General features: G+C 70.2%; 12 protein-coding genes. 3 read left to right on the top strand and 9 right to left on the bottom strand.

Annotation, left to right across the window (positions count from 1 at the left end; all coding sequences use genetic code 11):
• Positions 1–1,077: 1,077 nt before the first annotated feature.
• Both pheT and pheS read right to left on the bottom strand, forming a co-directional pair.
• On the bottom strand, positions 1,078–3,621 hold the full coding sequence (pheT, locus tag ACIQCY_RS07590; protein ID WP_400483282.1) for a phenylalanine--tRNA ligase subunit beta: 2,544 nt from the start codon (positions 3,619–3,621) through the stop codon (positions 1,078–1,080).
• The gene (gene pheS, locus ACIQCY_RS07585; protein ID WP_400483281.1) at positions 3,622–4,704 is read right to left on the bottom strand and encodes a phenylalanine--tRNA ligase subunit alpha; all 1,083 of its coding nucleotides are present in this window, start codon (positions 4,702–4,704) and stop codon (positions 3,622–3,624) included.
• A gap of 281 nt (positions 4,705–4,985) precedes the next feature.
• On the opposite strand from pheS, the gene ACIQCY_RS07580 reads away from it, so the two are divergent.
• A complete protein-coding gene (locus tag ACIQCY_RS07580) occupies positions 4,986–5,444 on the top strand; it encodes a hypothetical protein (protein WP_400483280.1) in 459 nt (152 codons plus the stop codon).
• A 94-nt stretch (positions 5,445–5,538) separates the two neighbouring features.
• Here ACIQCY_RS07580 and pcp read toward each other — a convergent pair whose 3' ends face one another.
• Positions 5,539–6,177, bottom strand: coding sequence for a pyroglutamyl-peptidase I (gene pcp, locus ACIQCY_RS07575; RefSeq protein ID WP_400483279.1), 639 nt, complete (start codon positions 6,175–6,177; stop codon positions 5,539–5,541).
• Positions 6,178–6,245: 68 nt separating this feature from the next.
• Here pcp and ACIQCY_RS07570 point away from each other — a divergent pair, with 68 nt between their 5' ends.
• Entirely contained in the window at positions 6,246–7,298 is a 1,053-nt protein-coding gene (locus ACIQCY_RS07570; RefSeq protein ID WP_400483278.1) for an Rv2578c family radical SAM protein, read from the top strand.
• Here the strand turns inward: ACIQCY_RS07570 and ACIQCY_RS07565 are convergent.
• The 3 genes from ACIQCY_RS07565 to ACIQCY_RS07555 all read right to left on the bottom strand — a co-directional run bounded on the left by ACIQCY_RS07565 (position 7,295) and on the right by ACIQCY_RS07555 (position 9,313).
• The gene (locus ACIQCY_RS07565) at positions 7,295–7,750 is read right to left on the bottom strand and encodes a (deoxy)nucleoside triphosphate pyrophosphohydrolase (RefSeq protein ID WP_400483277.1); all 456 of its coding nucleotides are present in this window, start codon (positions 7,748–7,750) and stop codon (positions 7,295–7,297) included. The genes ACIQCY_RS07570 and ACIQCY_RS07565 overlap by 4 nt on opposite strands.
• 73 nt (positions 7,751–7,823) lie before the next feature.
• Positions 7,824–8,072 (bottom strand): hypothetical protein, encoded by a 249-nt coding sequence (locus tag ACIQCY_RS07560; protein WP_400483276.1) that lies wholly within the window; start codon positions 8,070–8,072, stop codon positions 7,824–7,826.
• Positions 8,073–8,143: 71 nt separating this feature from the next.
• Positions 8,144–9,313 (bottom strand): glutamate--cysteine ligase, encoded by a 1,170-nt coding sequence (locus ACIQCY_RS07555; RefSeq protein ID WP_400483275.1) that lies wholly within the window; start codon positions 9,311–9,313, stop codon positions 8,144–8,146.
• A 325-nt stretch (positions 9,314–9,638) separates the two neighbouring features.
• Here ACIQCY_RS07555 and ACIQCY_RS07550 point away from each other — a divergent pair, with 325 nt between their 5' ends.
• Positions 9,639–10,898 (top strand): MFS transporter, encoded by a 1,260-nt coding sequence (locus tag ACIQCY_RS07550; RefSeq protein ID WP_400483274.1) that lies wholly within the window; start codon positions 9,639–9,641, stop codon positions 10,896–10,898.
• On the opposite strand, the gene ACIQCY_RS07545 is transcribed toward ACIQCY_RS07550, so the two are convergent.
• The 3 genes from ACIQCY_RS07545 to rpmI form a co-directional block, all read right to left on the bottom strand.
• Positions 10,872–11,867, bottom strand: a complete 996-nt coding sequence (locus ACIQCY_RS07545) for a TrmH family RNA methyltransferase (protein ID WP_400483273.1) — start codon at positions 11,865–11,867, stop codon at positions 10,872–10,874. The genes ACIQCY_RS07550 and ACIQCY_RS07545 overlap by 27 nt on opposite strands.
• 45 nt (positions 11,868–11,912) lie before the next feature.
• Positions 11,913–12,302 carry a 50S ribosomal protein L20 gene (rplT, locus tag ACIQCY_RS07540; protein WP_055772447.1) on the bottom strand — a complete coding sequence of 130 codons (390 nt, stop codon included), beginning with the start codon at positions 12,300–12,302 and terminating at the stop codon, positions 11,913–11,915.
• 89 nt (positions 12,303–12,391) lie between these two features.
• The gene (gene rpmI / locus ACIQCY_RS07535; protein WP_087030491.1) at positions 12,392–12,586 is read right to left on the bottom strand and encodes a 50S ribosomal protein L35; all 195 of its coding nucleotides are present in this window, start codon (positions 12,584–12,586) and stop codon (positions 12,392–12,394) included.
• Between the last annotated feature and the right edge of the window lie 9 nt (positions 12,587–12,595).

The raw sequence follows: 12,595 nt of genomic DNA, 5'->3' as shown, positions 1-12,595 counted from the left end.
GCTACTGCGCCCTCCTCCCGTCCAACGCTCCCATGTTGCAGGTCCTGGTCGAGCCGAAGAGCCATAGGCCATATAGTCCTGTGTGTCGCCGTCGGGAGGGAAGAGCCGTGAGGATCGAGAGTCTGCTCAGTTCTACGGAGGAGGAACTGGGATTACCGCCGGACAAACGCGGTACAGGCGCCTCTAGTCAGTCACTGGATGGTGTCATCACGTCGCTGGAACGAGCCAATCAAATGCTAAGCGCGGGTCAGGCCGCGAGAGCTCAGGAGCTTTTCGATCGTGCAGCGCACCTAGTAGGAGATACCTGGTCGTTCACCTCGGAACTGGGTATCCACGTGCTCGAATACGCACGGTTGCCGACGCAGAGACCATCTGAGTCCTAACTGCTTGAACTCCTGTCGGCGACCGGGACGCCCCTCCCTGGTTCGATCAAGGAGGAGAAGCCTGTATGAGCACCGATCGCGGTAATTCCCGTATGGCCCGCCCGAGAAATTGCCCTGTAAAGGTGCCTTGAGCGTTACAGAGCCGGCATGCTCATCGGGTACCCGCGTCTCGATCCCTCGACGAGACGTGACGGCCCGACGCAACAGACTTCGAACCCTCGGAGCCTTCGACCGGAGTGTCCACATCGTCCACGGCCGCACCGGCACGAACCGCGCCCGATCCTGACTCCGCAAGCCTCCACTTCTTGCCCTAGGGTCGGAGTTCGCGCCCACGCCAGACCCGAGTAGCTTGCGCGTTCCTGCCTGCCGAGTGCGACATCGCCGTGGAACCGATCAGCAAGGCCATCGTCCAGAATCCAGGGGCAGGAGCGTCCACGGACCCGACAGGATTATTGCCCTCGGACGTGCTCAGCATGTCGCTGAGTTCTATGCCGACCTCATCCGCGCCGCACTCGGCGAAGGTACTGCTGGTGCGGAGGCTGAAGGACCGCTCGCGTCATTCAGGAGCCCACCTCACGGACCACTGCGCAACGGCGCCTGCTGCCACGACGGGGACCGGGACGCGTCCCTGAGGAAGGGGAAGGCTCGCCCCCACACAGGGGCGAGCCTTCCGCCTGTCACCATGCAGCTGCGATCAGCGCTGCACGGCGCCGAACCGTCCGGCGGCGAGGGACACCGCGGCATCACGCGCCGCGCTCGCCTCCTCGGCCGTCAGGGTGCGGTCCGGTGCGCGGAAGCGCAGGGCGAAGGCCAGGGACTTCTTCCCCTCGCCGATGCCGGGCCCCGTGTAGACGTCGAACAGGCTGACGTCCTCGAGGAGTTCGCCGGCCCCCTCGCGCAGTGCCTCGAGCACGTCGCCCGCCACCACGGAGGACTCCACGACGAGGGCGACATCCTGCGTGGCCGGCGGGTACGTGGACAGCGGCCGCGCGACGATGACGTCCGCGGCGGCCTCGAACAGGAGGTCCGCGTTGATCTCGAGGGCCACCGTGCGCGCGGGGAGGTCCTGTGCGGCGATCAGTTTCGGATGCAGCTCACCCGCGAAACCCAGCACCTCGCCACTGCGCAGCGAGAACTCCGCGGTGCGCCCGGGGTGGAACGCCTGGTGGCTGCCCTGCCGCACGACGACGTCGACGCCGGTGACCTGCGCCATGAGGTGCACGGTGTCCACGGCGTCCGCCCAGTCCCACGCGCGCGGCACGACGCCCGCCGAGGGTGGGACCTCGTGGCCCGTGAACAGTGCGGCGACGACCTGCGGCTGGTCCGGGATGCCGGCATACAGCGCGTCCAGGACGTCGTCGTCGGGCTTGACGCCCAGCGGCGGGATGGACTCCGTGCCGAGGGGACCCTCGGGCAGGAAGACCGCACCGGCCTCGAACAGCGCCAGGTCGCGGAAGCCCCGCGAGGAGTTCCGCTTCGCCAGCTCCACGAGGCCCGGCAGGACCGAGCGGCGGAGGTGGCCGAGCTCGGCGCTGAGCGGGTTCGCGAGCTTCACCGACGCGGCGAGCGCTCCCTCCTCCGGCGTGCCGAAGACGGCGTTGGCGCGTTCGCTGACGAACGGGTAGGACAGCACCTCGGTGAGCCCTGCGGCCGCGAGCGCGTTGAGGAGCCTCCGGCGCTGCTGCTGGACGCGCGTCAGGCCGCGCCCGGGAGGTGCGACCGGCAATGATGAGGGGATCGTGTCGTACCCGAGCAGGCGGATGATCTCCTCGGTCAGGTCCTCGCGTGTCTCGAGGTCGCTGCGCCAGCTCGGAGCGGTGACGCGGTACCCCCCGTCGGCCTCCTCGACCGTCGCCCCGAGGTCGGTCAGCGTGCCCCTGATCTGGGCGTCCGTGAAGTCGCGTCCGATCAGGCGGGCGGGGAAGTCCGCGGCGAGGTCGATGACCCGCGGCTGCGGCGCCTCTCCGACGTCGGTGGCGGCGTCGTCGGCGGTGCCGCCGGCGAGCTCGAGGAGGAGTCCGACGGCACGCTGCGCGGCGATGTCCGCGACTTTCCAGTCCACGCCGCGCTCGAAGCGCTTGGACGCCTCGGAGGGCAGCCGATGGCGACGGCGGGACCGGCCGATGCTGACGTCGTCGAAGTGCGCAGATTCGATCAGCACGTTGCGTGTGCCGTCGGTGACCTCGGTGGCGGCACCACCCATGACACCGGCAATGCCGATCGGGCCCGAGGCGTCGGTGATCAGGAGGTCCTCGGCGTCGAGCGTGCGCTCCTTGTCGTCGAGGGTCCGCAGCGTCTCCCCCGGGCTCGCCCGGCGCACCACGATGTCACCCGAGAGCTTGTCGAGGTCGTAGAAGTGCAGCGGCTGGCCCAGTTCGAGCATCACGTAGTTCGAGATGTCGACCACGAGGGAGATGGAGCGGATGCCGGCGAGGCGCAGCCGCGCGGACATCCACGGCGGCGTGGGGCGCGACGGATCGACGCCGCGCACCGTGCGCGCCACGAACCTGTCGCAGCCCTGCGCGCCGTAGATGGGGGCGGCGTCCTCGAGGCGCACCGGGTACCCGACGCCCTTCGCCTCCGGGACGACGACGGCACCGGCCGGGTCGGTGAAGGCGGTCCCCGTGGCGTGCGCGTACTCGCGTGCGACGCCGCGGATGGAGAAGCAGTAGCCGCGGTCGGGTGTCACGTTGATCTCCGCGGCCTCATCGTACAGGCCGAGGAGCTCCATGGCGTCGGCGCCGACCTCCGGGTCGAGGCCGAGGGTCGAGAGCACGAGGATGCCGTCGTGGTCGTCGCCGATGCCGAGTTCCCGGACCGAGGCGATCATGCCGGCGGACACGTGGCCGTAGGTCTTGCGCGGGCTGATGCGGAAGTCTCCGGGCAGCACGGCGCCGGGCAGGGTGACCACCACCTTGTCGCCCTCGACGAAGTTGTGGGCCCCGCACACGATGCCCTGCACGCCCGAGGGATCGATCCCGTCGCCGGTGAGCGTCTGCGCGGCACCCTCGGGCACCACGCGGACCTCGCACCAGTTGATGGTCTTGCCGTTGGACTGCGGCTCCTTCACCAGGCTGAGGACCTGGCCGACCACGATCGGACCGGTCAGCTCGTCGGTGGGACGATGCACGTCCTCCTCCTCCAGGCCGACCTTCACGAGCTCGGCCATCACGTCTTCCGCGGTCGCATCCGCGGGTACGGCTGCGTACTCGCGCAGCCAGGACAGTGGGACTCTCACCTAGATCTCCATCCCGAAGTGTTCGCTGAAACGTACATCGCCCTCGATCATGTCCCGCATGTCGACGACCTCGTTGCGGAACATGAGCGCCCGCTCGATCCCCATGCCGAAGGCGAACCCGGAGTAGACCTCCGGGTCGATCCCCGTGGCACGCAGCACGTTGGGGTTGACCATGCCGCAGCCACCCCACTCGATCCACCGCGGGCCGCCCTTGGCGCCCGGGTGCCAGATGTCGAGCTCGGCGCTCGGCTCCGTGAACGGGAAGTAGTTGGGGCGCAGCCGGACCTTCGCGTCGTCGCCGAAGAGCTGCTGCGTGAAGTGCTCGAGGGTGCCCACGAGGTCCGCCATGGTGAGGCCCTTGTCGATGGCGAGTCCCTCGAACTGGTGGAACACCGGGGTGTGGGTCGCGTCGAGCTCGTCCGTTCGGAAGACCTTGCCGGGGCACAGGACGTAGATCGGCAGCTCGCGCTCGAGCATGGAGCGGACCTGGACCGGCGAGGTGTGCGTGCGCAGCACGAGGTGCGCCTCGGGGGGCTCGACGAAGAACGTGTCCTGCATCTCGCGGGCGGGGTGGTCCGGCTTGAAGTTCAGGGCGTCGAAGTTGAACCACTCGGACTCGAGCTCCGGGCCTTCCGCGATCTCCCAGCCCATCCCGACGAAGACGTCGCTGACGCGCTCCTGCAGGGTGGAGAGCGGATGCCGGGCACCGGTCCTGCGGCGGCGTGGAGCCGCCGTGACGTCGACGGCCTCCTCGACGAGGATCCGGGCGTCGCGCTCGGCCTCGAGCTCGGCGCCCCGCGCGGCGAGTGCCTGGTTGATCCGGCCGCGGGCCGGGCCGATGTTCTTGCCGGCCGCGGACTTCTGCTCCTTCGGCAGTGCACCGATACCCCGGTTGGCGAGGCTCAGCGGTGACTTCTCGCCGGTGTGCGCGATCCGGACGGCCTTCAGGCCGTCGAGGTCGGCGGCGGCCGCGATGTCCGCGAGCGCGGCATCGACGGCGGCGGCGACGGAGGCGGCGTCCAGCGGATCGGGGACCTGGGCGTCGGGGGTGTCGTGCCCGGCGTGCTCTGGTGTTTCGGACATGGGGGTTGCTTACCTTGCAGTCTCGGTGTGCGGCGGCGGCTTGTGGGCAAGCCGCGCCGTGGGCAGGAAAACGCCGGGTCGCAGCGGAAGGCGCACCGGCGTGTCAAGTCTAGGCGACCCGTTCAGGGGCGCGACAACCCGGGTGAGCGGCCGCCGCCCGGGATCCGCCACTGCCGGCAGGAGCCACTGCCGGCAGGAGCCACTGCCGGCAGGAGCCACTGCCCGTAGGGGCCACTGCCGGTAGGGGCCCCTACCGGTGACGGCGCCAGTACGATGACCCCATGCATTCCCGGCTCGTGCCCTTCCTCAACTGGATCAACTTGTCGACGCCGTGCGGCCTGGCCGTGGCTGCGCTGTCCGGATGCCGCATCTCCGCCGGCCCGTCGGGGATCCTGCTCGCGGAGGGCTACGGCCGCCGCCTGCCGAAGGCCCGGGCCTTCACGATCGGCAGTGTGGTGCTGCTCCGCGGCCGCGTTCCCGACGGCGCCACGGCGGGCTTCGTCCGGCTGCTCGAGCACGAGGCGCGCCATGCCCGGCAGTACGCGTCATGCCTGGGGCTGCCCTTCCTTCCGGCGTACCTGCTGGCCGCGGGCTATTCGCTCCTGAGGACCGGCGATCCGGCGTCCCGCAACGTGTTCGAGCGCGGAGCCGGGCTGTCCGACGGCGGCTATACCGAGAAGCCGTTGCGGCCCATCGGGGCGGCGCTCAGGGCGGCCCGGGCCACAAGGGGTCCGCGGTAGGCACCGCCTCCCGTGCGGCCCGTCGCGGGCGGGTCCCCGCCGGGCGGCTCCCTGCCGTCTCGCCCTCCCGTCGGCTCGACGCCGGCAGGGTGCGTCAGTGCTCCGCTCCCGCGGTGATCCGCGCGTCGGTCGTGGTGCCCGCCGCCGTCGTCGCGATGGCGACGAGGGCTGCCGCCATCGCCTCGACGGGAAGCCCGGGCTGCCCGTGCGCCTCGCCCTGTTCGGCGGAGTACGGGACGTGGACGAAGCCGCCGCGCACGCCCTGACGGGCTGCGAGGAGGTCCATGAGGCCGTAGAAGATGTGGTTGCACACGTAGGTACCGGCCGTCTGCGACACCTCGACGGGGATGTCGAGTCGGGCCACGGCCTCGCGGCAGGCCTTGATCGGCAGGGTGGAGAAGTACGCCGCCGGGCCGCCCGCCACCACGGGCTCGTCGATGGGCCGGCGTCCCGCATTGTCGGGGATGCGCGCGTCGTCGACGTTGATGGCCACGCGTTCCACGGAGATGCTCCCGCGCCCACCGGCCTGTCCGACGCACAGGACGATCTCCGGCCTGAGGCGCTCGAGGGCGGCCCCGAGCACGTCGACGCTCCGCCCGAACACGCAGGGAACCTCGACGGCGACGGCCTCCCGGCCCTGCTCGGTCAGCAGCTCGGCAGCGCGCCGCGCGGCCTGCCAGGACGGGTTGGTCGACTCTCCCCCGAAGGGTTCGAAGCCTGTCAGCAGGATCATCACCCCAGCCTAGACGCGGTCACAGGAATGCCGCGACAACCGATTAGTACACGTGTTCTAATTGTTCGATGCGGTGGGAAGGTCAGAAGATCACGAACGACGGCGCGCTCACGGAGCCGGCGCTGGTGCCCCTTGCCGGCCTTGTCAGGAGCGTGCGGACTCCGGAGTTCGCCGGCATCACCTTCCACGAGGTCACGGCGAAGTCGGTCCTCAACAAGGTCCCACCCACCTCCTCGATGCCTTTCTCCTGGACCATCAATCCGTTCCGTGGCTGCTCCCACGCCTGCGTGTACTGCTTCGCCCGCAAGACGCACAGCTACCTCAACCTCGACACAGGTCTCGATTTCGACGCCCAGCTCGTCGTGAAGATCAACGCTGCCGAGGTGCTCACCCGCGAACTCGCCCGCCCGTCCTGGCAGCGCGAGCACGTGGCCCTGGGCACGAATACCGATCCGTACCAGCGCGCGGAGGGGCGGTACAAGCTGATGCCGGGCATCATCTCGGCCCTGGCGGATTCGGGCACGCCCTTCTCCATCCTCACCAAGGGCACGCTCCTCGCCCGCGACATCCCTCTCCTGAAGGCGGCCGCGCAGTCGGTCACCGTCGGGATGGGCATCTCGCTCGCGCTGGTGGACCCGGTCCTGGCCGAGGCGATCGAGCCCGGCACCCCCGCGCCGAAGGCGCGTCTGGCACTCATCTCCCGGCTGCGCGAGGCAGGGCTGCCCTGCGGGGTGATGGCCATGCCGATCCTTCCCTGGCTCACCGACGGCGACGAATCCCTCGACCAGCTGTTCGGCGAGCTGGCTGCGGCAGGAGCCACGGGCGTGACCGCCGGCCCCCTCCACCTGAGGCCCGGCTCCCGGGAGTGGTTCATGCAGTGGCTCGCGACCCACCATCCACATCTCGTGCCGCGGTACGAGGCGCTGTACCGCGGCGGGAGCTACGCCTCGAAGGACTACAGGGAGTGGCTCACGGGGCGGATCCGCGTCTTCCGCAGGAAGCACGGCCTCATGGCGGGAGCCGGCTTCCTCCGCAACCTGACCGCCGGCGCGGAGCCGGTTGCCTCTACCGTTGCGGGCAGCACGCGTTCGCCGGGCCCGGTCCAGGCGTCGCTCTTCTAGCCCGCGGCGCTCGCGACCGTGGCGGCGCGCAGTGCGACGACGATGGGCCGATCAGCGGGAATCCACGGCAGGGCGTCGAGTTCCCCGGCGGGGTGCAGGGGCACCCAGCGCAGCTCGTCGTGGTCCTGCAGGGGTGCCGCCTGGCCCGCCGCTGCCTCGACCAGCCAGACGCGCATCGCGGCCGCTGCCGTGAGCGGCCATCCCTGCGGACCGGGCCCAGGGATCTCCGCCCCCAGGCGGGCCTCGATCCCCAGTTCCTCCTCGAGCTCGCGCCGCAGCGCCGACTCGCACGTCTCCCCCTCCTCGACCTTCCCGCCCGGGAACTCCCACATGCCCGCGAACTGCGGCGGAGCCGTCCGTCGGGCGACGAGGAGCCGGGTCGGGTGGTCGAGGGAGTCGACGACGGCCGCGCCGACGATCTGGCGGAGCCCGTGGGAACCTGGTTGTGTCACGCGCCGAGTCTATCGACCGCACGCCGCCGGCCGGGCACGGCCGTCCGGCCGCTCCGGCGCGTCCTCCCGCAGGTCAGCTCTCCTCGGGCGAGGCGAGCTGGTCACCCGTCGGCGCCGTCTGGTGCTCCGGATTGTCTCCCCGGCGGTACTCGCCGTGGGGGCTCAGCCCGGGGACCTGCTGCCCCGCGTTGAGCTCCGTGGAGGTGTAGCTGTCCTCCGAGAACTCCGCGGCGCTCTCGGCTTCCGGCTCCTGCGGCAGGTTGATGTCCTCCCTCAGGTGCTCGCTCTGAGGCAGTTGGTACGAATGCGGTGTCCAGCTCATGATTCGGTCCCTTCAGTCGATCGTGGTCAGTTCCCTGTCGGCGCGGCGAGGCGTACGAGCCCGGTCGACGCTCACGACGTCGCCGCCCTGCCCCAGCCCGCCATGCCCGCGATGGTACGGCGCACCGGCCTGGGTGCCGCCTCGTGGTGGTCCGCGATCCCGCCCCGGGCGAGGTTGGTCACGCGCACGGCTTCCGAGACGACGTCGCCGAGCTCTCCCCTGCGCAGCAGGGCGGCGCGCTGCCTCCTCGCTCCGGTGCCGCGGGCGAGGAGCTGGCGCAGCAGCGACTCGGCGATCTCCGCGTCGCCCTGGTCCAGCAGTGCCGGCCGGATGTACTGCAGCAGCGCGAACGCGACGGCCCCCGCATCCTGCGGCCCGGCTTCCGTGGGGTGGAGGAGCTTGCCGTCCATGCCGAACCTGCCGGCGCGCCACGAAGCCATCCTCAGCGTTGCGGTCGGCACCGCGAGCGGAGCGACGCCCGCGCGCCACTCACGCGCTGCCGTCTCCACGAGCCCGCGGGTCAGGAGGGCTATCAGCACGGCATCGTCGGAGTACAGGCAGACGTCGCTGACCCGCACCTCCACCGTGGGATGGTGGTGGTTGAGGCGCGCATCGAAGTAGATCTGGGCGAGATCCACCGGCACGGCCGTATCGAGCAGTCCGGTGACGGCCGCGTGGTAGCGCTCGGCGCTGCCGAACACGTCGCACGGGCCGGTCATGGGCCAGCGGCTCCATGCCTGCGACCGGTAGCTGGCATAGCCCGTGTCGGTACCGTTCCAGAACGGCGAGTTGCTCGACAGCGCGAGCAGGACAGGCAGCCATGCACGGATGCGGTCCAGGACGGCCACGCCCTCGTCGTCGTCCTCCACGCCGACGTGGACGTCGCATCCGCACGTGAGTTGCTCGCTCGCCGTCACCGCGAACCTGTCCTGCATCTCCTCGTACCTCGTGCCGGGTGTCGCCAGCGGGCACGCGGGCTGCGGTGACGTCGCGAGGGCCGCCGCTCGTGCTCCCACGCGACGTGCAGCCTCATCGGCAAGGGCACGGCACCGGGCGATATCCATGGCGAGGTCGTTCACGTCGCGGTGCGGGCGGGTCCCTGTCTCGATCTGCTCCTGCTTGATCTCGCAGGTCAACCGATCGTCGTGGCACTGGCCGAAGGCCTCCTGGCCCAGCGGCATGGGGAACCCTGTGCTCGGATCGACCAGGAGGAACTCCTCCTCCACGCCGAAGGTCCTCACGGGGTCACCCCCGAACCGGGGGCGGGTGGTGTCGTAGCCCGCAGCGTTGCGGGACGGACAGTAGCTTCCATGGTGGATCTCCTGAGCAGAAGGATCGACAGGCCGCTGCTCAACCAAACGTCGTCCACCAAAGGTAAGTCTGCTGATGATCCCACGGCAAATCCGCCGGTCCGCTCTTCGCCCTTGCATTTCGGGCGAGGAGCTGTCGATCACCTAGGCTTGAACGAGACGACGGCGTCCCCATCCGCCGCCACGGCGCTCCCTTGCACGGTGCGAACGCGGCGGCGGCACCTGCCCCCCCTCGACGATCCGCCGCAAGGACCCCATGACCGCCTCCGCTCCCCCGTCAGCGCCTCCGCTCCGCCTCACCGGACCTCGCCTCACGCTGGCCATCGGCGCCCTCGCGGTCGGTGGCTTCGCCATCGGGACCACGGAATTCACCATCATGGGGCTCCTCGAAGAGATGCGAGCCGACCTCGGCGTGGACTACGAGCAGGGCGGGCACGTCATCGCCGCCTATGCCCTCGGCGTCGTCGTCGGAGCCCCGGTCCTCGCGACGATCGGAGCCAGGAAGCCCCAGCGCACGGTGGCCCTCGCGCTGATGCTGGTCATCACGCTCGCCAACCTCTCATCCTTCTTCGTGTCGGGTTTCGGGTGGATGCTGGCCTCGCGGTTCCTGTCCGGGCTGCCGCACGGCGCCTACTTCGGGGTCGCCGCCGTTCTCGCCGCGTCCCTGGCAGATCCGGCGAAGCGGGGCCGCGCCATCTCGATGGTGATGCTCGGACTCAGCATCGCCAACGTGGTCGGCGTTCCCTTCGCCACGTGGCTGGGCCAGCAGTTCGGTTGGCGATCCATGTTCCTGCTCGTGGGGCTCATCGGGGCGGGAACGCTGGTGCTGATCAGGGCCTTCGTCCCGTCGGTCCCCGTGCGGGCCGACGCGAGCATCCGCGGCGAGCTCGGAGCGCTGCGCCGTCCGCAGCTGTGGATGACGCTGCTGATCGGGATCGTGGGATTCGGCGGATTCTTCGCCGTCTACTCGTACATCTCACCCGTCATGACCGAGGTCGCGGGCCTGGAAGCATCGCTGCTGCCCCTCGTCGTCGCGCTGTACGGGGTCGGCATGGTGGTGGGCAACATCCTGGGCGGCCGGCTGGCCGACAAGTCCATCATGGGCAGCATCTACGGCGTCATGGCGACGATCACCGCCGTGCTGCTGCTGTTCCCCCTCGCAGCGACGGTTCCATGGACCGCATGCCTCTTCGTGTTCCTGGTCGGCGCGAGCGGGTCGACCCTCATTCCACCCCTGCAGGCACGGCTCCTGGACGTCTCACCCGGCGCACCATCACTCGCCTCCTCGATGAACCACTCGGCCCTGAACATCGCCAATGCGCTCGGCGCGGCGGTAGGAGGCGCCGTGATCACCGCGGGTTGGGGCTTCACGGCACCCGCCCTCGTAGGCGCCGGGCTCGCCGTACTCGGGCTCGGTGTCGCCGTCGCCAGCGGGCGGATGGACCGCCGCGCCACGGCCGGCCGGAGTCCCGCACCGACCGACGCGGAGTCAGCTGCGGCGCTGCGCGCGGGCTGACGCGTAGAGGCACACCGTCGCGGCAGTGCCCACGTTGAGTGATTCGGCACTCCCATAGATGGGGACGGCGACGCGGGCGTCGGCGGCGGACGTCACGTCCTCGGGAAGTCCCTGGGCCTCGTTGCCGAACAGCCAGGCGCCGGCGTCCTCCAGCCGGATGCCGTCGGTCGCCTCGGCATCGGCGGCAGGGCGCGCGGCGGACTCCTCCCGGCGATCCCCGGAGTGCGCGTCCCCGCCTTCCTGCCGGTTCCCTCCGGTGGGCGGAACTGCGCCGAACCTGCGTGCGGCGCTGGCGTCCTGGAGATCGTCGAGGCTCGTGGTGCCGTAGCCGTCGGCCGCGAGGACCGTCATGCCCGCGTCCCGCAGACGGCCCGGCAGCCCGTCGAGCTCGACTCCGATCACGAGCGGAAGGTGGAACAGCGAACCCACCGTCGAGCGCACGGTCTTCGGGTTGTAGGGATCGACGCTGGCGCCGGTCAGGATGACGGCATCCGCGCCGGCGGAATCCGCGGCCCGGATGATGGTTCCCGCATTCCCCGGGTCCCGTACCTCGACCAGGACGGCGACGAGTCGGGGCCGCGCAGCGAGCAGATCCTCCAGGGACGAATCGACGAAGGTACAGACGGCCACGAAGCCCTGCGGAGTGACCGTCGAGGACATGGCCGCGAGCACCTCGGGGGTCACCTCCCGGACGCCCGGCGCCCCGTGCCGACCGAGGAGGTCGGCGACGTCGGGGTGCCGTTCGAGCGCTTCCGAGGTCGCGTAGACATCGACGACGACGCCGTCCCTGCCGGCGCCGCGTCGCTCGAGATGGAGGCGCAGCGCCTCACGCACGGCCTGTGGGCCCTCCGCGAGGAACTCACGGCGCCTTAACCGCGACGGACGCCCGGCCAGGCGGGCCACCTCCTTCACCCGGTCTGCCTGGGTGTTGGTCATCAGTGGTGCCTGGGGGCGTCCGTTCACAGTCATCGCGTACCGGTGCGCGGACCAGCAGGTCCGCTGCAGCCGACGGGCCTAGGCCGAAGCCTTGAGCGGAGCCGACGTGTCGGCCGGCAGGGCGTTCTTCGCGATCTGGACGAGCGCTGCGAAGGCGGCGCCGTCGGTCACGGCAAGGTCGGCGAGCATACGGCGGTCGACCTGGATCTCGGCGGCCTTGAGGCCCTGGATCAGGCGGTTGTACGTCAGGCCGTTGGCGCGGGACGCAGCATTGATGCGCTGGATCCACAGGCGACGGAAGTCACCCTTGCGCTTGCGGCGGTCGCCGTAGCTGTAGACGAACGAGTGGAGCAGCTGCTCCTTCGCCTTGCGGTACAGGCGCGAACGCTGGCCGCGGTAACCCTTGGCGCGCTCGAGGATGACCCGGCGCTTCTTGTGGGCATTGACTGCCCGCTTCACACGTGCCACGTGCGTACTCCTTTTGTTCTTCTTCGGTCACGGCCGCAGCCGCAGCGCTGCACGATACGTGCGCGCTTTCCCGAGGGGTGGATTGGTGGTTAGATGCCCAGCATCTTCTTGATGGCCTTGGTGTCGGCCTTCGAGACGATCTGGTCGCTTGCGAGGCGGCGCGTCACGGTCGAGGACTTGTGCTCGAGGTAGTGGCGGCGGTTGGCCTGCTGGCGCTTGAGCTTGCCGCTACCGGTCAGCTTGAAGCGCTTCTTGGCTCCGCTGTGGGTCTTCATCTTCGGCATGGGAACCGA

Origin of the sequence: Arthrobacter sp. NPDC092385, from assembly GCF_044755105.1 — a bacterium.
Classification (GTDB): domain Bacteria; phylum Actinomycetota; class Actinomycetes; order Actinomycetales; family Micrococcaceae; genus Arthrobacter_D.
This window is presented reverse-complemented; position numbering and strand designations above follow the sequence as displayed.